This window comes from Pseudarthrobacter lactosi, from assembly GCF_055412785.1.
The window spans coordinates 497437-520780 of the sequence record NZ_JBVAYS010000002.1 but is presented as its reverse complement, the minus strand read 5'-3'; the positions used below and the strand labels follow the sequence as shown (position 1 = coordinate 520780).

18 protein-coding genes and 1 tRNA gene are annotated in these 23344 nt (G+C 65.3%); 5 read left to right on the top strand and 14 right to left on the bottom strand.

The window, feature by feature from the left end; all coding sequences use genetic code 11:
* Nucleotides 1-148: 148 nt before the first annotated feature.
* The 4 genes from ACZY0Q_RS12325 to nhaA all read left to right on the top strand — a co-directional run bounded on the left by ACZY0Q_RS12325 (nt 149) and on the right by nhaA (nt 3858).
* Nucleotides 149-1702 carry an SDR family oxidoreductase gene (locus ACZY0Q_RS12325; RefSeq protein ID WP_463917215.1) on the top strand — a complete coding sequence of 518 codons (1554 nt, stop codon included), beginning with the start codon at nt 149-151 and terminating at the stop codon, nt 1700-1702.
* Nucleotides 1703-1750: 48 nt separating this feature from the next.
* Complete coding sequence (locus ACZY0Q_RS12320) at nt 1751-2248, top strand: DUF2505 domain-containing protein (RefSeq protein WP_463917213.1); 498 nt, start codon at nt 1751-1753, stop codon at nt 2246-2248.
* A gap of 3 nt (nt 2249-2251) precedes the next feature.
* Nucleotides 2252-2473: an SCO4848 family membrane protein gene (locus ACZY0Q_RS12315; protein ID WP_463917211.1), complete on the top strand. Its 222-nt coding sequence runs from the start codon at nt 2252-2254 to the stop codon at nt 2471-2473.
* A gap of 71 nt (nt 2474-2544) precedes the next feature.
* Nucleotides 2545-3858 (top strand): Na+/H+ antiporter NhaA, encoded by a 1314-nt coding sequence (nhaA, locus tag ACZY0Q_RS12310; RefSeq protein WP_463917210.1) that lies wholly within the window; start codon nt 2545-2547, stop codon nt 3856-3858.
* 64 nt (nt 3859-3922) lie between these two features.
* Here the strand turns inward: nhaA and sufU are convergent, their stop codons facing one another.
* The 9 genes from sufU to ACZY0Q_RS12265 all read right to left on the bottom strand — a co-directional run bounded on the left by sufU (nt 3923) and on the right by ACZY0Q_RS12265 (nt 15956).
* Nucleotides 3923-4372 carry a Fe-S cluster assembly sulfur transfer protein SufU gene (gene sufU / locus ACZY0Q_RS12305; RefSeq protein ID WP_463917208.1) on the bottom strand — a complete coding sequence of 150 codons (450 nt, stop codon included), beginning with the start codon at nt 4370-4372 and terminating at the stop codon, nt 3923-3925.
* Between the two features lie 24 nt (nt 4373-4396).
* Nucleotides 4397-5722: a SufS family cysteine desulfurase gene (locus ACZY0Q_RS12300; protein ID WP_463917207.1), complete on the bottom strand. Its 1326-nt coding sequence runs from the start codon at nt 5720-5722 to the stop codon at nt 4397-4399.
* A gap of 448 nt (nt 5723-6170) precedes the next feature.
* Nucleotides 6171-8798 (bottom strand): LuxR C-terminal-related transcriptional regulator, encoded by a 2628-nt coding sequence (locus tag ACZY0Q_RS12295; protein WP_463917567.1) that lies wholly within the window; start codon nt 8796-8798, stop codon nt 6171-6173.
* Nucleotides 8799-8877: 79 nt separating this feature from the next.
* Nucleotides 8878-11616 carry a LuxR C-terminal-related transcriptional regulator gene (locus ACZY0Q_RS12290; protein WP_463917205.1) on the bottom strand — a complete coding sequence of 913 codons (2739 nt, stop codon included), beginning with the start codon at nt 11614-11616 and terminating at the stop codon, nt 8878-8880.
* 112 nt (nt 11617-11728) lie between these two features.
* Complete coding sequence (gene pth / locus ACZY0Q_RS12285) at nt 11729-12325, bottom strand: aminoacyl-tRNA hydrolase (protein ID WP_463917203.1); 597 nt, start codon at nt 12323-12325, stop codon at nt 11729-11731.
* Between the two features lie 79 nt (nt 12326-12404).
* Nucleotides 12405-12995, bottom strand: coding sequence for a 50S ribosomal protein L25/general stress protein Ctc (locus tag ACZY0Q_RS12280; RefSeq protein ID WP_463917201.1), 591 nt, complete (start codon nt 12993-12995; stop codon nt 12405-12407).
* Nucleotides 12996-13313: 318 nt separating this feature from the next.
* Nucleotides 13314-14294, bottom strand: a complete 981-nt coding sequence (locus tag ACZY0Q_RS12275) for a ribose-phosphate diphosphokinase (RefSeq protein WP_056348072.1) — start codon at nt 14292-14294, stop codon at nt 13314-13316.
* Complete coding sequence (gene glmU, locus ACZY0Q_RS12270; protein ID WP_463917199.1) at nt 14294-15775, bottom strand: bifunctional UDP-N-acetylglucosamine diphosphorylase/glucosamine-1-phosphate N-acetyltransferase GlmU; 1482 nt, start codon at nt 15773-15775, stop codon at nt 14294-14296. The genes ACZY0Q_RS12275 and glmU overlap by 1 nt, the downstream gene beginning before the upstream one ends.
* Nucleotides 15776-15884: 109 nt before the next feature.
* A tRNA-Gln gene (locus ACZY0Q_RS12265) sits at nt 15885-15956 on the bottom strand.
* Nucleotides 15957-16106: 150 nt separating this feature from the next.
* On the opposite strand from ACZY0Q_RS12265, the gene ACZY0Q_RS12260 reads away from it, so the two are divergent.
* Nucleotides 16107-16751, top strand: coding sequence for a TetR/AcrR family transcriptional regulator (locus ACZY0Q_RS12260; RefSeq protein WP_463917198.1), 645 nt, complete (start codon nt 16107-16109; stop codon nt 16749-16751).
* Between the two features lie 174 nt (nt 16752-16925).
* On the opposite strand, the gene ACZY0Q_RS12255 is transcribed toward ACZY0Q_RS12260, so the two are convergent.
* The 5 genes from ACZY0Q_RS12255 to ACZY0Q_RS12235 form a co-directional block, all read right to left on the bottom strand.
* On the bottom strand, nt 16926-18752 hold the full coding sequence (locus ACZY0Q_RS12255; protein ID WP_463917196.1) for an ABC-F family ATP-binding cassette domain-containing protein: 1827 nt from the start codon (nt 18750-18752) through the stop codon (nt 16926-16928).
* 38 nt (nt 18753-18790) lie between these two features.
* On the bottom strand, nt 18791-19753 hold the full coding sequence (locus ACZY0Q_RS12250) for a 4-(cytidine 5'-diphospho)-2-C-methyl-D-erythritol kinase (RefSeq protein ID WP_463917195.1): 963 nt from the start codon (nt 19751-19753) through the stop codon (nt 18791-18793).
* Nucleotides 19750-20622 carry a 16S rRNA (adenine(1518)-N(6)/adenine(1519)-N(6))-dimethyltransferase RsmA gene (gene rsmA / locus ACZY0Q_RS12245; protein WP_463917194.1) on the bottom strand — a complete coding sequence of 291 codons (873 nt, stop codon included), beginning with the start codon at nt 20620-20622 and terminating at the stop codon, nt 19750-19752. Before rsmA ends, ACZY0Q_RS12250 begins: the two co-directional genes overlap by 4 nt.
* Before the next feature lie 184 nt (nt 20623-20806).
* Nucleotides 20807-21958 carry a transglycosylase family protein gene (locus tag ACZY0Q_RS12240; protein ID WP_463917193.1) on the bottom strand — a complete coding sequence of 384 codons (1152 nt, stop codon included), beginning with the start codon at nt 21956-21958 and terminating at the stop codon, nt 20807-20809.
* Between the two features lie 283 nt (nt 21959-22241).
* On the bottom strand, nt 22242-23225 hold the full coding sequence (locus ACZY0Q_RS12235) for a TatD family hydrolase (RefSeq protein WP_463917191.1): 984 nt from the start codon (nt 23223-23225) through the stop codon (nt 22242-22244).
* Between the last annotated feature and the right edge of the window lie 119 nt (nt 23226-23344).

Genomic DNA, 23344 nt, shown 5'->3' with positions numbered 1-23344 from the left:
AGGCAACACGAAAACCCGAAATTCTCTTCGAATCCCGGGTCATCCCAGCCTACCCCTGCACCGGGGCCCGCCGGGCACCCCCTTGCTAAGCTTGCTGAGGAAGCGCGCCTGTTGGACGCGTCCGCCCGTCTGTACTGAGGAGCTTTCAGTGAGCGATAGCAATAGTCCGAGCGACACTCCCAACACGGTGGCCGGGGGGACGGCGCAAACCGTCCTGGTGACCGGGGCCACGGGCTACATCGGCGGCCGCCTGGTCCCCCGGCTGCTGGAGGCCGGGCACACCGTAAAGGTCATGGTCAGGACACCGGCCAAGATCGCCGGCGTGCCGTGGCTGGGCAAGGTTGAGGTGATCCAAGGCAGTCTCGACGACGGCGCTTCCCTGCGCCAGGCACTCGGCGGCGTCGACGTGCTGTACTACCTCGTCCACTCCATGGCCGCTGGCGCCGGGTTCGAATCCAAGGAAAAGGCCATGGCGGAAACGGCCGCGCGGGCTGCTGCCGCCGCCGGCGTGAGCCGGATCGTCTACCTGGGCGGCCTGCACCCGGCCAACGTGAAACTGTCCACCCACATGCGCTCCCGGGAAGCTGTGGGGAAGGTGTTCCTGGACAGCGGGGTGGACGCAGTGGTGTTCCAGGCCGGGGTGGTGATCGGTTCCGGGTCGGCGTCCTTCGAAATGATCCGCCACCTGTCCGAGACGCTTCCGCTGATGCCGGCACCGAGCTGGGTGCGGAACAAGATCGAAGCGATCGCCGTCCGCGACGTGCTGCATTACCTTGTGGGCGCCGCCTCCATGGACGGGCCGGTCAACCGCACGTTCGACATCGGCTGCCGGCAGGTCCTGAGCTACGCGGGCATGATGAAGGAATACGCCGCCGAGGCCGGGCTGCCGTACCGGGTGGTCCTGGCGCTGCCCATTCCCGCCCCGAAGCTTGCCGGCATGTGGGTGGCCCTGACCACGCCTATCCCGCTGTCCATGTCGCTGCCGCTGGTCGAGTCGCTGCAGCACGATGCCGTGTCCCGCGAGCACGATATCGACGCCCATATCCCTGTGCCAGCCGGCGGCCTGACTCCGTACCGGCGGGCGGTTGCCCTCGCCCTGGGCAAGGAGCGCGACGGCCAGGTGGAAACCACGTGGTCAAATGCCGGGGCGGACGCCGATCCGCTGCCCAGCGATCCGGACTGGGCAGGCCACACGGTCTACGTGGATGAGCGGACGTTCCACGGGGATGTTGATCCTGCCTACGTGTGGACCATCATCGAAGGGATCGGCGGCCGGAACGGCTGGTATTCCCTGCCGCTGGCCTGGCGCGTGCGTGGCTGGCTGGACAAGCTCACCGGCGGCGCGGGCCTGCTGCGGGGACGCCGGCATCCCGGCACCCTGGCCTCAGGCGAAGTGGTGGACTGGTGGCGTGTGGAGCGGATAGAGCGTGGAAAACTGTTGCGCCTCCGCGCGGAAATGCGCGCCCCCGGACGCGCCTGGCTTGAGCTGTCCGTGGAACCTGAAGGGACGGGCAGCCGCTACCGGCAGCGGGCGATTTTCTTCCCCAAGGGCCTCAGCGGAAAGCTCTACTGGCTGGCCGTACTGCCGTTCCACAGCCTCATTTTTCCGGCAATGGCACGGAACATCACCACGGCGGCGCAGAAGATCGCCAGCGCCGACAGCGCGGGGGCCGGTTCCAACAACCAGCAAGGCTCCCCGTAGGATGTGGGGAGCAAAAAGCGTTCTGACCTACACATCACTGGAGGACCCATGGCACTGAGTGCAACCACCACCCTTCCGCACGCCGTCGGCAGCGTCGCCGCTGTTTTTATCAACGAGGAGTTCCAGCGGCACACCAGCCAGTTCGTTGGCGGCACCCTGGAGTCCTTCGAAGTGGCCGGAGACGTTGACGGAGCATTCAGCACCACCTCGGTCCGCACCCTGCCCACCACGCGGCTCCCCGAGATCGCCCGTAAGTTCGTGGGCGAAAAGCTCACCGTGACGCAGGTGGAGAACTGGGAGGCGCCCGCGGCCGACGGTTCCCGACAGAGCAACATCACGCTGAAGATCGCCGGCGCCCCCCTTGATGTGACCGCGGTCCAGCGGCTCGTCGCCGAGGGCAGCAGCACACGCATTGAACTCGAAGGCAACGTCACGTCCTCTGTTCCCTTCCTGGGCGGCAAGATCGCCGAGGCGGCCGAGCCCATGGTGTCAAAAGCCCTGAACATCCAGTCCCAGCAGGCCCAGGCCTGGCTCGAAAGCCACTAGGCCGTGCAGCTCCCGTTGTTTGCGGGCTGCCTGCTGATCATTGCCGGCGTCTGGTCCCTTGTGGTCTGGCCGCAGTTCCTGCGCCGCGTGATGAAGGACCCCAGGGCTCGGGACGCCGCCGGCAAGGCCACAAAGTTCCTCACCGTCCACGTGGTGCTGGTCAGCATCTCGATGGTGCTGGGAGCTGCCACCGCGGTGATCGGGGTTCTGGGCCTGCTCGGGTAGGCTGGTCATAGGTGCGCCGGGAAGTCTGGTCGGCAATATTTTTGCCAACCCCTTAATTCCAGGAGCCACCCATGGCCAAGCACCCTTCCCGCCCCGCCTTCGCTGCTAAGGTCCTCAGCCGCTCAAGCTACCCTGAATTCCTACGGATCTCGGCGATCCTCAGGCTGGAAACCGCCGGCGGCGCCCTTCTCTTGCTGGCCACCGCTGCGGCACTCCTCTGGGCCAACTCGCCGGCGGCTGAGGGTTACTTCGCACTGCGGGACCTGAAAATCGGATTCGAACCCTGGCACCTCCGGCTCTCCCTGGGGCATTGGGCCTCCGACGGTCTCCTGGCCATCTTCTTCTTCCTGGCCGGCCTGGAACTCAAGCGGGAGTTTGTCTCCGGCGAACTCCGGAAGGTGTCCAAGGCGGTAGTTCCGGTGGCTGCGGCAGTGGGCGGCGTGGCAGTGCCGGCCCTGATCTACACGCTGGTGAACCTGGGCCAAGGCGCCGAGAGCCTGCGGGGCTGGGCCATTCCCACAGCCACCGATATCGCCTTTGCCTTGGCCGTACTGGCCGTCATCAACACGCACCTGCCTGCGGCCCTCCGGACCTTCCTGCTGACCTTGGCCGTGGTGGATGACCTGCTGGCCATCGGCATTATCGCTTTCTTCTACTCGTCCGGGCTGCAGCCGCTCTTCCTGCTGGCGGCGCTGGTTCCGCTGGGGCTGTTTACGCTGCTGGCCCAGAGGAGGGTCCGTAGCTGGTACCTGTTGCTGCCGCTGGCCGCCGCCACGTGGGGACTCGTGCACGCTTCCGGTATCCACGCCACGGTGGCCGGCGTGCTGCTCGCCTTTGCCGTGCCCGTACTGGCGTCGCGGAAACGGGGTGAGACGGGTTCCGGCATGGCTGAGTCCTTTGAACATCGGCTCCGCCCGCTTTCGGCAGGTTTCGCCGTCCCGGTCTTCGCCTTCTTTTCCGCCGGAGTAGCCGTGGGCGGCCTCGACGGCTTCCGGTCGGCCCTGGCGGATCCGGTGGCGCTTGGAATTGTGGCTGCCCTAGTGGCCGGCAAGACGATTGGTGTGTTCGGCACTACCTACCTGATCACGAAGACCACCAGGGCAAAGCTCGACGACGGCCTCGCCTGGATCGATGTTGCAGGCCTTGCAATGTTGGCCGGGGTGGGCTTCACGGTGTCCCTGCTGATCGCCGAGCTGAGCTTCGGTGCAGGCTCTGCGCACGATGACCACGCGAAGGTGGCCATCCTCACCGGATCACTGGCGGCAGCCCTGCTCGCCACCGTGGTGCTCCGGCTGCGGAACCGGCATTACCGAGCCACGGAAGAGGCGGAACGACGTGATGCTGACGGCGACGGCGTTCCGGACGTTTTCGAGAGGCGGGGCTGACGGCCGCGGCCCGGACTCGCACCGGATTCGAGCCGGCTACGGCTCGGCTTCGGACCGTGCGGGCCTAGGTTGCCTGGTTCAAAGCGTCCTCGGCGGCCACCCATGAAATCATGGCGCACTTAACGCGCGCGGCATAGCGGGCCACACCCTCAAACGCCGCAGCGTCGCCCAGGATTTCGGGATCGGCGTGGATCTTCCCGCGCGAGCGGAGCACTTCGCGGAAGTTGCCGATGACGGCGTGGAGTTCGTCCACGGTCATTCCCTCCGCGAGCTCGCTGAGGACCGACGCCGATGCCATCGAGATGGAACAGCCTTCGCCGTCCCAGGAAATCTGAGCCACCTTGCCGTCTTCCACAGCCACCCGCAGCGTGACTTCGTCGCCGCAGACCGGGTTGAGCTGGTGGGACTGGCCCGTGGACGCCCCCGCCGGCGCTGCGACTCCCGCCAGGCCGCTGCCATAGCGGACCTTGGAATGGTCAAGGATGATCTGCTGATACAGCTGGTCAAGGCTCATGGTGGTGTACCTTCGGTGATCGCGCTAGACGCGGAAGTAGGAGCGGACGCCGGCGACGGCTTCCAGGAAGGCGTCGACGTCGTCGGTGGTGTTGTACAGGTAGGCGCTTGCCCTGGTGGTTGCGGTCAGGCCCAGGCGGCGGTGCAGCGGCTGTGCGCAATGGTGACCCACGCGGACGGCGATGCCCCGGGAATCCAGGAACTGCCCGACGTCGTGAGCGTGCACACCGTCTACGTGGAACGCGGCGAGGCCGATCCGTTCCTGTCCCGCGGCGGGCCCCAGGACCCGGATGCCGGAAATGGACTCCAGCCCCGCCACCATCCGCTGGCCGAGCTCCGATTCCCAGCGGTGCACGCGGTCCAGGCCGGTTTCCGTGAGGTAGTTGGCCGCGGCGGCCAGGGCAACGGCCTGCGAGATGCGCTGGGTACCGGCCTCGAAGCGCTGCGGCGCGGGCAGGTACTCGGCGCGTTCCATGGTTACGGTGGTGATCATGGAACCTCCGGTGAGGAACGGCGGCAGCACGTCCAGGAGGTCCTGCTTGCCGTAAAGGACACCGATTCCGGTAGGCGCCAGCATCTTGTGGCCGGAGAAGACGGCGAAGTCGACGTCAAGGACCTTGACGTTCAACGGCATGTGCGGTGCGGACTGGCAGGCGTCCAGGACCACCATTGCCCCTGCCTGCCGCCCCAGCGCCACCAGTTCCTGTACGGGATTAATGGTGCCCAACACGTTGGAGGCGTGGGTGAAGGCCAGGACCTTGGTTTTGCTTCCCAGGATTTCGGCCGCAACGTCCATCCGCAGGGAACCGGCGTCGTCGATAGGGATGTAGCGCAGTGTGGCGCCGGTGCGGAACGCCAGTTCCTGCCAAGGGATCAGGTTGGCGTGGTGCTCCATTTCGGTGACCACGATCTGGTCACCCGGGCCCACAGCAAGGTCTTTCAGCCGGGCGTCACCGCGGCCCTGCGCGGCCCAGAGTGCGGCGTTGGACAGTGCGTAACTGACCAGGTTCAGGCCTTCGGTGGCGTTGGAGGTCCACACCGTTTCGGTGTAGTCGGCACCAATGTAGTCCGCGATGGTCTGGCGGGCATCTTCGAAGACTTCTGTTGCTTCCACGGCGAGGTAGTGGGCACCGCGGTGCACGGCAGCGTTGCGCTGTTCGTAAAACTCCTGCTCAGCTTCGATGACGCTCAGCGGGTTTTGCGAGGTGGCGCCCGAATCGAGGTACACCAGGGGCTGGCCGTTGACCAGCTGGCCAAGTACGGGGAAGTCGTTTCGAATCCTGAGGACTTCGGCGTTATCCATGGCCGGCACCGCGCGTTCCAGCGTGGCAGGCGTTGATACTAGGGCCAAAGTTAAACTCCTTGAGATGCCAATGGATTGACACTCAATTGTCCCACAACACCACTGTGGCGGCGGCCCGATGGGCTACCGCCACAGCAGCTCCGGGCTTCAGCCCGCGGAAGTGAGGGCCGGCGACGGCTGGGGGGAGAGTCTCGGTCTCAGAAGACTCTGACGTCGCCGACCCCGTTTCGATCCGGCGGCGAGGGCCGGAAGCTTGCGTCAAAAAGAGGCCTAAAAGTCTGTTGGCCGGTCCGCGGTTCGGTGATTCCGGGTTTTCCTGCCGCACTAAGTCAACCGCACACGGAAGCCCCGCACACGAGTAGGCAGTACTCTACTTTTTTGCGCCTAGGCTACGGGTTGCGCCCTGCGGCTACGCGTATCTGGAAATCCGTACGCAGGGCACGGACGGACGGCGACGGTGCGCAAAGTTCCAAACGCACGACGTCGGCACGTGCGCCTAGTGCGGAAGGGCTGTAGCCAGTTCGTCGCGGCTCCGCACGCCGAGCTTGACGTAGGTGCGGTAAAGGTGGCCCTCCACAGTTCGCACGGACACCATAAGCTTTTGTGCGATCTCCCTGTCGGTGAGGCCTTGCACAGCGAGCTCTACGATGTCCTGTTCCCTGCGTGTGAGGTGCACGCTGGGTGCTGCGGCGATGAAGTGGCCTTCCCGGAACCGCTCTCCCAGTTCGTGGTCGCACTTCTCCCGCAGGGCCACCGCCTGACGGGCACGCCGGCGCTCCCCGGAGCTCTCAAGGACGGTGCTCGACCGGGCGTAGGCTTCCCGCGCAAGGTTGACGAATCCCGAGCCTTCAAGCATGGCCGCAGTGTCCATGATGGAATCCGCGTCAGCGGACTCCCAGTGCTCCGCCAGGGTCAGCATGGCAGCGGCCCACCGGCCTTCAACGTTACCCGCCAGGGTGTGGACCAAAGGGATCACGGAATGATCGCCAAGGTCCCAGCAGAGAGCCAAGAGCTCCAGAAGTGTCCCGGCTCGGCTGGTCACCCCGGGCGTGGTGGACAGTGTGTGGAGGGACGCCAGGCCTTTCCCGTCATGCGCCACATACTCTGATGCTGCCGCGGCGTAGGCCGTCGCAAGGAGTCCGAAGCCGGTGGAGCCCAACGGTGCATCCTTGTAATCCAGCTCAAGCCGGCCAGCCTGGGCGGAGTCACCGAGCCTCGCCGCTACATAGAACGCCAGCCCGGAACCAAACCGGAACAGCTGCAACGGGTCGTTGAGCCGCAAGGTCTCCACAGCTGGCAACAACGTTTGGTAGGCGCGTTCCATCCGCCCCTGCCGCAGCAACGAGTAGCCACGGAGTACCTCGAGGCTGCCGCTGAAATACTCGACACCCCGCGGCTGTCCGGCGGCGTAGTTCGCCAACTCCCGTTCCGCCGAGTCCCATTCCCCCATGGCCAGGTAACCTGCCACCAGACGGCCGAGGACAAATTCATTGAAGAAGAACACGCCACCCTGCAGGGCGGGAAGTTCCGAGGCCGCCAGCAATGCCGCATCCAGCCCCTGGACGGCACGTCCGGCCGAGGTGAGGGCATGGGCCAGCAGCGCGAGTCCCACAGCACGCAGGGCGTCCTCCGTGGCATCACCGGCGCGGCTGCTACGAAGTTCCTGGACCTCGGCCTCCAAAGCCTGGTGGTTGCCGGCTTCGCCGAGTTCCAACAGGCGAAGCAAGCACTCCTGCCAGAGCTTGGCAGGAGCACCGGGTACCTGTTGTGAATCCGGCGGTACGGCCAAGGGGCCGGCCGTCATGGCGCCGGCGCTCTTAAGCGCTTCGCGGGAATCGGCCGCGAATACTGCCAGAGGCGTCCCCAGAGCCTGGTGAGCCATTGCCCTGAGCATCAGGACCGGTACAGCCCAGGGCCCCTTCCCCAACTGCAGCCAGCACCCGTCCAAGAGCCTGGCCGCACCAACGAAGTCGCCCTCATTGAATAGTGCCCTTGCCTGGACAGCCTGTGCCTGCGGCACGAGGTCCGGATCTGCGACCTTTGCCGCCATCGTCCGGGTGCTCCAATTTCGGGAATGGACCAAGGCGGTGCCGGCGGCCTCGAGCATCTCGGGATCGGATACTTTCAATCCACATTCGAGGGCCCATTCCACGGCCCTCATCCTGCCCTCAGACCCATCGGGTGCGGTTCCCAGCTGATCCCTGATCTTTTCCAGCAGCTGCAGGCTCCGCGACACCGAGATGCTGGTTCGGAGCGCCTCTCCGAAGACGGAGTTCCAGATCCGGAGTTCGGCTGGACTACCGGAATCTTCGACGATCATCTGCTGGTCCAGAAGCGTCCGTACCAACTCGGCGCCAAAGGTATCCTCGATCACCTTCCGGCTCACGGGCCCGGCGAGGGCAATAAGTTTCAGGACTTCCTGCTCTTCCGGGCCGCGGCGGAGCATATCCTTCACCACTACCTCGGTGAGCCTGGGGCCGTCGGCAGGCAAGGGGCCCAGCAGCATCCAGATCCCGTTCCGCTTTGCGAGTTGGCCCCGCTCTGCGGCATCGTGCAGCAAGGCATCAAGAATCCGCGGGTTTCCGCCGGATGCACTCCAGATGGTGTCAATGGTTCCAGCGGGGACTGTTCCATCTAGTGCATGGGAGAGGACTTCCTCGATCTGCTCCCGGTTCATGGGACGCAGATCCACACGGTCAGCCAGGCCGTCGTACCAGAGCTGCGCGAGCGGCTGCGGCAGCCCGGGCCGCGGCCTGCCGGCGGCAAGCACGGTTGCCCAGCCGGCCGAGATCATGTCGGCCACAATGCTGGCCGTTGCCTCGTCCAAGTGATGGGCGTCATCCATCATCAGAAGCAGGGGGGTATCTTTGCCGCCTTTCAGCGTCTCGAAGTACCTCCACACGGACCGCAGCACAGCCACCGGAGACACCGAGTCCTCGGCTGTGAGCTCCGCGGTGTAGGGTGCCAGAACTCCAAAGGGAACGCCGGACAGCGACGAGCTTCCATGGATCTGAACAATGATCATTTCCTGGGCGAGCCGCTCGGTGATGGCCTCGGTCAGCGTTGACTTCCCGATGCCCGGGCCAGCCATGAGGAACACTGCCTGGCTCGTGCGGCTGCGGATGATATTGCAGATCCGGTCCAGCGGTTCACGCCTGCCCGTGAGCAGCCGGTACGGCGGTCCTGATTTGGCTGCGTGGCCGTTATACGAGTCCAGTCAGATCACCCCTGGATGTTACTCCGAGCTTGGTAAAGACCTGGTATAGGTGTCCCTCCACAGTGCGCACGGACACTCCCATCTCTACGGCTATATCACGGTTGGACGCGCCCCGGCCTGCCAGCCGCGCGATCTGCCTCTCCCTGGCGGTCAGGAGCGGGCTGCCGCTGCTCGGTACGATCGGCAGGCTTGCAACGGTGGCTGCGAGGATGTCGAGCCGGGCCTGTGCAGTCCTGGCGGAGATCGAGTCACCGGCCTGCCGGGCGTAGTCAACGGCCAGCGCCATGCAGCGGGCCTCAACGGCATCCAGTTCGAGGGTGGCCGCCAGTTCCCCGCCGGCAAGCAACGTTTTGGCATCGCGGGTCCGGCTGCCCACGGCGATCAGCCGCGAAATTTCCGCCAAGGGGCCCTGGCGATGCCCGGCCACTTGTTCCATCAGCCGGAAGTCAGCTTCGGTGCCGTTGACTGTGGCTCCGAGCAGGCTGATGCCGGCAAGGGTGAACGTGCCTGTTGAGATGTCGCGGCGAGCGGACTGCTTGAGTCGGGTGGCGGCGTCGCTGTCCCCCAGCCAGCGGGCGGCCATATCAGCACAGAATTCAGTGCGGCTCCGGGTGGCATGGTCAGCGGCACCTGCTGTCCGCTGCAGCCTGTCAAGATATTTCCGGGACTGCCCGGCATTGCCGATCTGCGCATATGCCAAGGCGATGGCAGCGTAGGCTGCGCGGAGCATGCTTTGGACGGGCCGCAACTCCAGCTGCGCGGCGGCCGAGAGCAACGAATCAAGAGCCACGGCACCGCGGCCCGAGTACACATAGGCGATGCCGGCTGCGAGCTCCGCGGCGGCACTCCGGTAAGGGAGCCGGTGGAATTCGCGCGCGGACGGCGGATCCAACAGGTCGATGCACCGGCGCCACTGCCCTGCCATCAGGAGCACGTTGTACGCCCTGCCGGCGAACTTTTCACGCAACCCCACGATCTCGGCGGCGTCCGAGATCTGCCCGCCCAGCTGCCTCATCAGGCTCAGTGCGTCCATTTCCCGCCCCGTCATGGACAGTGCGCTCATGAGGATTACCGCTGAGTTCATCCTGAACCAGGTGTCCGGATTCTGCCCGGGGTCCGCAGCGGCTTCCAGCGCGGGCAGGGCGGCGGCATAGTCCCCCACGAACGCCTGGAACTCGAATTCGCTCAGGCTGATCCGGTTGGCCGCAGCAGCCAGTGGCTCCGGCCAGCCCTTTGCTATTCCCGGTTCAACGCCAAGCCGCTCCCGTGCCATCTGCAGAAGTGCCGGCACCCGGGCGGTGTGTTCGGGGAGCCAGACCATAACCCCTGATTTAGCCGCGACAACCCGGGCGAACTCCTCAACGTCCAGGTTGTCCAGCTGCGGCTGGGAAATATCGTCCAATGCCGCCATGGCCTGCACCGGGAGGTCCAAGAGCAGGTAGGCTGCCGCCTTTTGCCGCTGCGCAGGCACCCATTGAGGGTCATTCCGCTTAAGAGCGTCGGCGTACTTGAGGGCACAATGAGGGTCAAAGAGCTGCACTGCGGCTGCGGCAGCGGCCAGCGCCATGACCGGACTTAACTCCGCCTCGCATTCCTGGGTCCAGGCGGCGAACGCCATCAGCTCCTCCACCGTCATCACGGCCGGGTCAGGCTCGTTGCCGCCCAGAAGGAGGCTCCGCAACTCCCGTCGCCGAGTGATGCTCAGCCAGGAGCGGACAACGTCGCCGAGGTATTTTTCGCGCAGTGAAACCCATCGGTGGTCCGAAGAATCGATCTCCAGCAGCCCAGAATCCTCCATGTCCGCCACCACACTGGCACCGTAGACGGTGGTCAGCCTGGACAGTTCCACGCTGCGGGCGCAGGAGAGCATCTCAATGACATGCCGTTCCTCCGGAGACTTTCGCGTCCACTGGGATCGGACAATGTCGTCAAGGCTGGCCGCGCCGTCGAGCACCACCTTGTCCCGAAGCGTCCAGACGGAGTCCGAAAGCACCAGGTTTCCCGAATGCTGTTGCTCAGTGACGAGCGCTTTCAGGAGCAGTGGGTTTCCGCCGACCATGGTGTGGAAGGTGCTGACCAGGGAGGCCGTCACCCGGTGTCCCAGCAGGGAAAGCAGCACCTGGCGGGTCTGCAGTTCATTGAGGTTGTCCAGCCGGACCTCGGTGAGCCGGCGGTCGCTGAGGAGCCAGTGGAAGTCGGCCGGAAGGTCGCTGATCGTGGGTGCCACGGCCACCATGCGGGCGGTACCTGTCAGGAGGATGTTAAGCAGGACGCCTGCGCTCATGTCATCAATGCCGCCGGCGGTGTCCAGGGTGATGACACACTGGCGCCCCGCGGCATCACTTTTGATGAGGGATGTGATGCCGCGGAGGATAGCTGTAGGCGAACCCATGTACGCCTGGGGAAGGCGCGCCAGCAGGAAGGACAGGCAACCGTAGGGCGTTGTTCCGGACGACGGTCCGCTGCGCAGCTGCATCGTCCAGATATCCGGCCCCAGCTCGGAGACGGCTGTCCGGGCCAACGAAGACTTGCCGACGCCGCGTCCGCCGGTGATGACGACGCCCAGGGAGTCGAGGCTGGTCAGGGCCGTACGAACCGCTTCGAGGTTGGCGCTCCGAGCAGGCACGGACCATCGCTGCGGCTCTGATACGCCAGCAGTGTCGGTGCGCAGCTCAACGTCGTTGAGCGGTGACCCACGTCCCCAGCTGAGTGGCTCGATTGACATGAACTTGTCCCCTACATCCCACTAAAGCGGGATAAGCCCCATCGCTCCCCCGCTTAGGAAGAAGACTACCCCTTGGCACACGCAGGTAAACAGGGACAGGCGGTTTTAAGTTTTATTGCTGAACGTCTGACCTGGCCGGATGGAACTTCTGCTGGGCCGCGGCCAGGCCCTCCCTGACCAGTAATTCCACAGCATCGGCCGCCTCATCGAGCAGAAACGGAAGGTCCTTGCGCTCTGCAGTGCCAAAATCGCGTAGGACAAAGTCTGCAGTGTCCATCCGTCCTGGCGGACGGCCCACACCCACCCGTACCCGCAAGTAATCCTTGGTGGCCAGTGCCTTGGACATGTCCCGGAGTCCGTTGTGGCCGCCCTCGCCGCCACCGCATTTCAACTTGATGGTGTTGAACGGGATATCAATCTCATCGTGCACCGCAACAACATGGTCAGGAGCGATGCCGTAAAAGTTCGCCAGGCCTGCCACCGGGCCGCCGGAAACGTTCATATAGCTCATCGGCTTGGACAGCACCACCCGGGGGCCGCCAATCCCCAGCCGCCCCTCGAGGACCTGGGCGCGCGCCTTGTGTGTTTTGAACTTGCCGCCCATCCGGCCCGCGAGTTCGTCCAGGACCATCTGGCCGACGTTGTGCCGGTTGCCCTTATATTCGGCCCCGGGGTTTCCGAGGCCAACGATCAGCCAGGTGTCAGTCATTATTCAATCCTAAGGTGGTCCGGACATGGCTGTGGCCGGCCCCTGACAGGGTCCGGCCACAAATCAAACTGTGCCGTTATTACTCGGCTGAGACTGCGGCTGCGGAATCAGCCTGTGCCTCTTCGTCAGAGACCTCAGTAGCCTCGGAGATGTGGACAACCAGTGCGTCGGCGTCGGCAAGCAGGACCGAACCCTTCGGCAGGACCAGGTCGGAAGCGTGGATGTGCTGTCCGGCGGAGCGGCCTTCGATGTCCACCTCGATGGCGGTGGGCAGGTGGGTTGCCTCGGCCTCGAGGGAGATGACGGTGAGTTCCTGGTTGAAGACGCTGCCCGGAGCCAGTTCGCCAACGATGTGGACCGGGATGTCCACGGTGACCTTCTCGCCCTTGATGACGGTCAGCAGGTCGATGTGCTCGATGATCTGCTTGATCGGGTCGCGCTGGACGTCCTTGACCAGGGCCAGGTGCTCTTCGCCGTTGACGTCCAGGGACAGCAGGGCGTTGGCTTTGCGGACTGCCAGTGTGGTGGCCTTGGCCGGAAGCGTGATGTGGAGCGGCTCTGCACCGTGGCCGTAGATGACGGCCGGGATCAGGTTGGCCATGCGGGCGCGGCGGGCGAAGCCCTTGCCGAATTCGGTGCGGATTTCTGCTGCGAGCTTCTGCTCAGACATGTGTATCTCCTCGGAAGACTAAATGGTGTTCAGCAAGGGCGGAGGTCCGTTACGACCTTCAACGCCGGGCGGCTGTGAGGCAGCCCTTCCAGAAGGGAGATTCAGACCCAGTCGATAACGGAGACCTGCAATCCGGTTTCCGGTTGCACTCCCTCGCCAAGGTGTCGTCAAACAGCTTACCAGCGCCGGGCCCACTTACTGAAAACGGCGGTGGTTGAGCCTGTCTGGTTTCGTCCCCACCCGCCCCCTTGCCTCGCAAGCTCGGCCAGGGAACCCGGCGGGCGTGGGCCCGGACTCAACCACCAAGAGCTTCAAAAGTCAGGCGTTGCCGTCGAACAGGCTGGTGACGGATCCGTCGTCGAACACTTCGCGGATGGCGCGGGCGATCAGCGGTGCGATGGACAGCACCGTCAGCTGCGGGAACTGCTGATTCGCGGTGAGGGGCAAGGTGTTGGTGACCACCACTTCGCGGGCGCCGGATTCGGAGAGCCGCTGTGCAGCGGGCTCGGAGAAGACAGCGTGCGTCGCGGCGATGATGACGTCCTTCGCCCCGGCGTTCTTCAGGACCTGGACGGCTCCGGAAATGGTGCCGCCGGTGTCGATCATGTCATCGATCAGGACGCAGGTCCGGCCCTCGATCTGGCCCACCACAGTCTTGGAGACGGCCTGGTTGGGAACAGTGAGGTCACGGCTCTTGTGCACGAATGCCAGCGGCGCTCCGCCCAGGCGTTCGGCCCACTGCTCCGCGACGCGCACCCGACCGGTGTCCGGGGACACCACGGTGACGTTGTCCGCGGCAACGCGGGTGCGGATGTAGTCCGCCAGGAGGGGGATGGCCATGAGGTGGTCCACGGGCCCGTCGAAGAAGCCCTGGATCTGCGAGGTGTGCAGGTCAACGCTCATGATGCGGTCAGCACCGGCAGTTTTGTACAGGTCCGCCACCAGGCGGGCGGAAATGGGTTCGCGGCCGCGGCCCTTCTTGTCCTGCCGCGCGTACGGGTAGAACGGGGAGACCACCGTGATCCGCTTGGCGGAGGCCCGCTTCAGCGAATCGATCATGATCAGCTGTTCCATGAGGTGGTTGTTCAGCGGCGCCGGGTGGGCCTGGATGACGAACGCGTCGGTTCCGCGGACGCTTTCGCCGGCGCGGACGTAAATCTCCCCGTTGGCGAAGTCATAGGCATCAACGGGCAGCAGCTCGGTACCCAGCTCCTTGGCGATTTCCCGCGCCAGTTCGGGGTGCGCCCGCCCAGCGGCAAGCACCAGCTTCTTCTCGCCGCGTGCCGTAATTTCGCTCATTATCGCTGGTCCTCTTCTGTCGATGCTGGGGTATGTGAGGAATCTGAAGCGGCCGCCTGCGCCAGTTCAGCCGAGCGTGAGCCGGGGCGGTTGGCCACAACCCATCCCTCGGCGTTGCGCTGTGCTGCAACGGACAGGACAAGAGCCCCTGCCGGGACGTCCTTCCGGATCACCGCGCCGGCGCCGCTGTAGGCACCGTCCCCCACGGTGACCGGTGCAACAAAGACCGTGTTGGAACCTGTGCGGACGCCCGAGCCGATCACCGTGCGGTGCTTCTTCTCGCCGTCGTAATTGGCCGTGATGTTGCCACAGCCAATGTTGGTGTCCTCGCCGATTTCGGCGTCGCCGGCGTAGCCAAGGTGGGAAAGTTTGGAGCCGCGGCCAATCGTGACGTTCTTGGTTTCGTAGAACGCACCGATCTTGCCGGTGTCGCCGAGCACGGTGCCGGGACGCAGGTACGTGAAGGGCCCGACGGCGGCGTCCGCACCGATCACGGCGCCGGAACCGTGTGTGCGGGTCACCTTGGCGCCCTCGCCGATGCGGACATCGGTCAGGGTGGAGTCGGGCCCGACGACGGCGTCCCTCGCCACGGTGGTGGCTCCGTGCAGCTGTGTGTTCGGCAGGATACGGACGTCCTCGTCCAGTATCACGGTGGAATCGATCCAGGTGGTGGCAGGGTCAACTACGGTGACTCCGGCGCGCATCCAGGCTTCAACGGTGCGGCGGTTCAGTTCCGCGCCAAGGGCTGAGAGCTGCACCCGGTCATTGGCGCCCTCCACCTGCCAGCGGTCCTCGGTGACGACGGCAGCAACCCGGCCGCCCGACTGCCGCGCGAGGCCCAGTACATCGGTGAGGTACTTTTCGCCCTGCGAGTTGTCAGTGGTGATGTGGACAAGCGCGTCACGGAGGACATCGGCGTCGAAGGCGTAGATCCCGGAATTGACCTCGCGGATCAGGCGTTCGCTTTCCGTTGCATCCTTGTGCTCGCGGATGCCCGTCACGGAGCTGTCATCACCGCGGAGAATGCGCCCGTAGCCTGTGGCGTCATCCAGCAGGGCGGTGAGCACGGTGACGGCGTTGGCCTCCCGCTCATGAGTGGCCACCAGGTCCGCCAGCAGGCTGCCGGTGAGGAGCGGAACATCGCCGTAAGTGACCACCACGGTGCCTGCGAGTTTTTCCTGGGCATCCAGCGCTTGCACGGCCACCTCGACGGCGCGGCCGGTGCCGGGAACGTCGTCCTGGTCCACGATCAGGGCTTCGGCGTCCAGCTCGTTCAGGTGGCGGGCAACCAGGTCCCGCTCGTGGCGGACCACCAGGGCCAGCCGTCCGGGATTAATGCTGCGGGCCGCCAGGAGGGCGTGGCCCACCATGGAGCGGCCGCCGATTTCGTGCAGGATCTTCGGGGTACGGGATTTCATCCGGGTACCGGCGCCTGCTGCCAGAACAATGACGGCGGCTGGGCCGGTAGTCTCGGGGATCACGTACGGGTTCTCCTTGCTTGGTTGCGCGTTGCGCTGGGCGCGGTGCCTGCCCGGCCAAATCGCTGGCGGGGCACCGTGTTCATCCTACTGGACGGTCTTCGCACAGCAGTTCCGCCCATAGGATTCGAACCTATACTCCACGGCTCCAAAGGCCGGGGTGCTGCCATTACACCAGGGCGGACCATGCCACAGGCGCAAAGGCCAAGGCACAAGTATTTATTTTGCCATGGCTTCGGGGCAGCCCGCGACATTGGCAGGAATCACGGCCGCTGGGCCCCTGTCCCGCCCCCGGTTCCAACCGTTTCAGCGGCGCTAGGGCATGATGGAAAATGTGAGCAATAACCCACCCCGGACCCGGATGACAGGCGTGCAGCGGCGCAGCCAGCTGGTCGACGTCGGCCGTGGCCTTTTTGCCGCGCGCGGGCTCGACGGGACCACCATTGAGGAAATTGCGGCCTGCGCCGGTGTTTCCAAGCCCGTGATCTACGAACATTTCGGCTCGAAAGAGGGCCTCTACACGCAGGTGGTGGACTTCGAGTTCCACATCCTGCTGGACTCGATCACCGCTGCCCTGACCGAAGAAGGAAAACCACGGGTCCTGGTGGAACGCGCTGCCCTGGCCCTCCTCACCTACATCGAGGACCGGGCGGAGGGTTTCCGGATCCTAATGCGCGACGCACCGCCGTCGCAGCCCGAAGGTGCCTTCTCCACCCTGCTGTCCCAAGTCACCGCACGCGTGGAACATATCCTGTCCGACGAATTCCACCGCCGCGGCTTCAGCGCCCAGGACGGCGCCATGTACGCCCAGATGCTCGTGGGCATGGTGGCAATGACCGGCCAATGGTGGCAGGACAGCCGCCAGCCCGACAAACACACCGTAGCCGCGCACCTGGTCAACCTCGCCTGGAACGGCCTCACAGGTCTCCAAAAAGACCCGGAACTCCGCACCGAAGATCCAGCGCGAACGAACACTTAAGCCCCTACGTGCAGTCCGTGGTCGCCTTCGCTGCGCAGTGGCCCTTCGCCGTCGTCCGTTGATGTGATGTGTCTAAGCGACGCGGAAGGGCCGGCTGCGGCACCCCCGGCGAGCGGACGTCGAAGGGCCGGCCCCATCACCCAACCCAACTAGCGCCGGGGTACCTGCGGCAGGCTATTCGCCGAGGACTTCCAGGGCTTCCATCCATTCGAGTTCCAGGGCTTCGCGGTCCGTGGCGAGGTCCTTGAGTTTTTTGTTCTGGTCGGCGAGGGCGTCGAAGTCGGAGTCTGCGGTGCTCTTGACCATCTGGTCGTGGATCTTTTTTTCCTGCTGCTCCAGTTTGCCCAGCTGGCGCTCGATCCGGTTCTTGGCCTTGCGGGCGTCGCGCTTTTCGGCTTCCGAGGAACCGGAGGTTGCAGGGGCGGAGCTGCCGCTCGGGCCGGTGACGGGGTTGCCGCCGCCGGTTATTGTGGAGCCGGCAAGTGCCCCTTCGCGGAGTTCGAGGTACTGGTCCACGCCGCGGGGCAGGGCGCGGATCTTGCCGTCGCCCAGCAGTGCCATCTGGTGGTCCGTTACGCGCTCGAGCAGGTAACGGTCGTGGCTGACCACAACAAGCGTGCCCGGCCAGCCGTCAAGGACGTCTTCGACGGCGGCAAGGGTGTCGGTGTCGAGGTCGTTGGTGGGCTCATCGAGCATCAGCACGTTCGGCTCCCCCACCAGCAGGCGCAACAGCTGGAGGCGCCGGCGCTCACCACCGGAGAGGTCCCTGACCGGGGTCCACTGCTTTTCGTTGGTGAAGCCGAGCTGCTCTACCAGCTGGCCCGCCGTGAATTCCTTGCCGCCCACGTTGAAGGACCGCTTTTCGCGCTCGATGACTTCGATCACGCGCAGGTCCGAGACGTCGTCGAGTTCTTTGACTTCCTGGGTCAGCACGGCGGTGACCACGGTCTTGCCGCGCTTGACCTTGCCGGCCGACGGCTCAATCTCGCCGTTGAGGAGTTTCAGCAGGGTGGTCTTGCCGGCGCCGTTGACGCCCACGAGGCCAAGCCGCTCACCGGGGGCAAGCCGCAGCGTGATGTTGTCGAAGAGTTTCTGTCCGGGGTCGCCGCCGAGGAAGTCCAGTGAGACGTTCTCGAGGTCCAGGACGTCCTTGCCGAGCCGGGCGGTGGCCATCTTACTCAGGGCTGTGGAGTCGCGCGGCTCGGGGACGTCGGCGATGAGCGCATTGGCGGCCTCGATGCGGAATTTCGGCTTGGCCGTGCGGGCCGGAGCGCCGCGGCGCAGCCAGGCGAGCTCCTTCTTCACGAGCATCTGGCGCTTGCCTTCCATAACATTCGCCGCGCGGTCACGCTCGGCGCGGGCCAGGACGTAGGCCGCGTAGCCGCCGTCGAACGGGTCCATGATGCCGTCGTGGATTTCCCAGGTCTTGGTGCAGACTTCGTCCAGGAACCAGCGGTCGTGGGTGACCACCAGGAAGGCACCCTGGTTGGCCCGCCAGCGGGTCTTCAGGTGCCTGGACAGCCAGGCGACACCTTCGACGTCGAGGTGGTTGGTCGGTTCGTCGAGCATGATGACGTCGTGGTCCTCGATCAGCAGCTTGGCCAGCGCCACCCGCCGCTTCTGCCCGCCCGAGAGGGCGTGGACGTTGGCATGCCAGTCGACGTCGGAAACAAGCCCGCCCATGACTTCGCGGATCTGGGGATTGCGGGCCCATTCGTAGTCGGCCTGGTCGCCGACGATCGCAGCGCCGACCGTGAGGTCGCCGTCGAGCACGTCGCTCTGGTCCAGGTAACCGATGTTGACTTCGCTGCGCTTGGTCACCCGGCCGGAATCCGGGGTTGAGCGCATCGCCAGCAGGCGCATCAGCGTGGACTTGCCGTCGCCGTTCCGGCCCACCATGCCGATCCTGTCACCTTCCTCGAGTCCGAGGGTGATGCCGTCCAGGACGGTGCGCGTTGCGTACGAAACCGAAAGGTTTTCGCCGCCAAGAAGGTGTGCCAAGAGGACTGCTTTCTGCTGCTCAGTAAGGAAGGGGGCTCTTAAAGGAGGGTATCGGAGATGATGCGGGCGCCGTGCACTGGGCCGTGGACAGCCAGCGCTGTCAGCCCGTAGTGCCGCAGGTCCTCCGCCAGGTTTTCGGCGGCAGACGGATTGTGGGTCAACAGCGCCACGGTGGGTCCGGAACCGGACACGATTCCGGCCAGGGCGCCGAGCGCTTCACCTCGTCCCAGCGTATCGCGGAGCGCCGGGGAAAGTTCAATGGAGGCCCGCTGCAGATCGTTCACCAGGACCCGGCCCAGGGCGTCGGCGTCCCCGCTCCGCAGCGCCTGCAGGATCTTGGGATCCACGGCCGTGGGCTCGGCGACGTCCAGTCCTTCGGCCTCGCGGAGCCGGTCCAGCGTGCGGAAGACCTCTGGGGTGGGCAGTCCATAGTCTGCCGCCACGAGGACCCAGTCGGTTTGGGCTTTGGCCAGGGCCGGCGAAAGGTCGTCGCCAACGCCGAGCCCGACGGCGGTCCCGCCGAGGAGGGAGAACGGGACGTCGGCACCCAGTTCAGCGGCCAGGTGAGCCAACTCGTCCCGCGACAGCCCGCTGTTCCACAGAGCATCGCAGGCCAGCAGGGTGGCCGCGGCATCGGCCGAGCCGCCACCCATTCCCCCGGCCACGGGGACCCGCTTGGTGATTTCGAGGTGCACCCCGGTGGAGTGCTCGGATACATCAGCCATGATCGCTGCGGCCTTGTAGGCCAGGTTCTTCTCATCCAGCGGAATATCCACGCCGTCCAGGTCCAGCGTGCTGTCCGGACTGATGCTGACCGTAATCCCGGGCGTCTCCGTGCTGGTGGCTGCCACTTCCTCATAGAGGGAAACGGCCAGGTAGACACTGGCAACGGAGTGGTAGCCGTCCGCGCGCAACGGTCCCACGTCCAGGGACACGTTGACCTTGCCGGGCGCCTTCACCCGGACCGTCCGTGCGGGAAACTTCCCGGCGGGTGCGTTCACGACCCGGCCTCGCGGGCTTCGGCAATCCGGGCGAAAGCGTGGATGTCGAGGACTTCGCCCCGGGCCGATGGAGCAACTCCGGCGGCAATGAGGCAGCGCTCGGCTTCGGGTGCGCCGCCGGCCCAGCCGGCCAGGGCGGCGCGCAGCGTTTTCCGGCGCTGGGCGAAGGCGGCGTCGATCACAGCGAATACCTGTTCACGGGTGGCGGTTGTTTCCGGCGGTTCGCGCCGGGTGAAGGCCACGAGTCCGGACTGGATTTTCGGCGCCGGCCAGAAGACATTCATGCCGATCACGCCGGCCTTGCGCATGCTGCTGTACCAGGCTGCCTTGACTGAGGGCACCCCGTAGGTCTTTGATCCGGGCCCCGCAGCCAGGCGGTCGGCAACCTCGTCCTGGACCATGACCAGACCGTGCTGCAGGCTGGGGAAGTGCTGGAGCAGGTGCAGGACCACCGGCACGGCAACGTTGTAGGGCAGGTTTGCCACAATGGCGGTGGGCTCAACCGGGAGGGACGTCACCTTCATGGCGTCCGCCTGGACCAGATGGAAAGAGTCTGCCGCTTCAGGGCGCCAGGCCTTGACGGTTTCGGGCAGCTTCGCAGCCAAGACAGGGTCGATTTCAACGGCGACCACCGTCTGCGCGGCGTCCAGAAGGCCCAGGGTGAGGGACCCCAGTCCGGGGCCGACTTCCAGCACGGTCTCGGCTGGCCCGATGTTGGCAACCGAGACGATCCGGCGGATGGTGTTGCCGTCGATGACGAAGTTCTGGCCCAGGGTCTTGGTGGGCCGGATTCCGATTTCTTCTGCCAGCCGGCGTATGTCGGAGGCACCGAAGAGGGGTGCGGGCGCGGCGGCAGTCGGTTCAGTCACCTAGGTATCCTATCCCGGCCGCCGTGGCGGGCCATCCGATTGCCGGGCGGATCAGGCGTGTTACGCGGCGCGTATTTCCGCTTAACGGCGGCGGCCGGCCCCGGGACAATCCGGGACCGGCCGCTGCCTTCTGCTTACCTGGCGGTTGTGGTCAGCTGCCGCCAGCGCATATGCGTACTGGCGCCTAGCTTGTAGCGGCCCAGCCGCAGCCCCAGGGCTGGAGGCCTCGCTGTGCGTACACGCGGTTGGCTATGTCGATCTGCTGCGCCTTGGTGGCGAGGCTGGCGTTGGGCGCGTATGCGCCGCCGCCGGAGCCGATCCAGGTCCGGATGTCGAACTGGAGGCCGCCGTAGTAGCCGTTGCCCGAGTTGATGGACCAGTTTCCGGTGGACTCACACTGGGCGATCTTGTCCCACATGGCCTCGTTCATCATGGCCGGGGCTGCGGCGCCGGTGTTCGCTGCGGCGGCGGCCGCCGGCTTTGCCTTGGTGCCTACCGTGACCTTTTCCGTCACGGGCTGCACGGAAACTGTTTCGGAGACCAGGGTCCGCGAGGCTTCACGGCCGTCAACCATCACCAGTTTGTAGCTCTTGTCCACCTTGCCGGCCACGCCGGCCTGGGTGACCTCTTTCTCGCCCTTGAAGAGCTCGCCGCTCTCGGTGGTCAGGCTGTCGAAAGCAACATCTTCGGTGGTGGCTGCGGTCTGGCTGGTATCCACCCGGGAGACCTTGACCACCATGTTGTTGACCACGTGCGCGTTACCGGGCTGGGAGGTGCGGTCGTCGACGCCGAGGGTGATGCCGGCGTCCTCCAGGACCTGGGCCACGGTTCCAGCAGTGGTGGTGGCCGTGGCGGCCTTGCCGTCGGCAACAATGCTGACGGTCTTGGGCGTGGAGATGGAAACAAAGGATCCGGCCACCGCGAGCTGGGCGTCCTTCGGGACGGAAACGGAGGAGGAACTGGCTACCCCGAGTTCGGTAACCAGGCCGGCAACATCCGGCGCCGTGGTGTTGATGGTCTTTTCGGAACCGTCCAGGCTGACCTTTACGGCCTTGGCCATGTTGACGTTGATTACGGTGCCGTTCTCCACTTTGGCGTCCGCCGCGGGCGAGACGCGGTCAGCCGACTTCAGTTCTACGTTGGCGCTTTTCACTACCTGGCCCACGGTGCCGCCGAAGGACTGGACTGAAGTCACTTTTCCGTCGACGTTGAGGGTAACGGTTTTGTTATTTCCGACGAAGGCCACGAGGCCCAACACCAGCGCACACAGCACCACCAGTTGGGTGCCCACCTTGATAAAACTGAACTTGCCGTCCGTTGTGAAGAGCTTGACCACGATTGCCCGTAACTTTAGATCGATCCGGGCACGGGGAAAAACGCAGTGAAATAGCCGGCGCGTGACCCTGGGGACAAGCTCCGGGCACCGTTGCGCCGCCACACTCCGCGCGGCAGGCAGGCGGCATAAAAGCCCGGCCTGGTCCTGCTGCGAATGAAGTGAAATTATCCGAAGGCCTTCCCCGACCCCGGCTAATAGTTTTCCACTGTAACCGTAGCGTTATAAAGCGGCCAAGAATTTTACATACGTGGTATGCAAAGCAAGCATTCCGACGAGACGCAAATCACGCCCACGATCCGTACGCCCGCACGGTATTTTCGCTGATCCGGGTGCAGAGTTCGGCGAGGTCGGTTCCTGTCAATTCGGCCATGGCACGGACGGTGTACGGCACCATATAGCTGGCGTTGGGACGGCCCCGATGCGGATGCGGAGTCAGGAACGGAGCATCCGTTTCCACCAGCACGAGGTCCGGGTCTGCCACCGCCAGCGCGGCGCGGAGGTTGGCCGCATTCTTGAACGTCAAGGTGCCGGCGAAGGACATGTTCCAGCCCGCCGCGTTGCAGATCCTGGCGAGCGCCTCATCACCTGAGAAGCAATGAAACACCACGCGCTCCGGAGCCCCCTCCTCGCGCAGGACCTGCACCACGTCGTCGTGCGCGTCGCGGTCGTGGATCTGCAGTGTCAGGTCCAGGCGCTTGGCAATATCGATATGCCGCCGGAACGAATAGCGCTGGTGGGCCAGCCCTTCCCCCTCTGTGCGGAAGAAATCTAGGCCGGTCTCGCCGATGGCCCTGATCCGGGGATGGGAGGCCAGTTGCTCGATCTCCGTCAGCGCATCCTCCAGCTCGCCGCGCCTGGCATAATCCGGGGCGTCATTGGGGTGCAGTGCCACGGCTCCCAGCAACCTGCTGTCCAGGTCAACGGCACGGACTGTGAACCGGGAGGACTCCAGGTCGCAGCCCACCTGGACCGCCCCCTGCACGCCGACGGCCTGGGCAGCATCCATCGCCGCGGCGATGCCCACGGGGCTCTCGCCGTCGGGGAAATCCAGGTGCATGTGGTTGTCCATCACGGGGACCGGCAGCGGCTCCGGCGCCGGCGGATAGTCCGGCCGCGCCTGCCTCTTGGAGCCGGCCGGGGCGCCCACTGAGGCGCCCACTGGGGTGCCGGCTGGGGTTGCGGCTGCAGCCTCAGCGGCAGCGTCGGCGGCCTCTGCTGGGTCCGCCCCGACTGCGCGGTAGGCGGCGGGAATAAGCGAATTGCACATCCCTCAAGCCTAGCGTCGGCCGATCCTGTGCAGAATTCCCGGAACTCTCTGTCAGCCAGGGCAGTTGTGTTAGTAGGCTGGTACGAACAGATGCGAACGCCCACCGCCGGGCGAAGGCA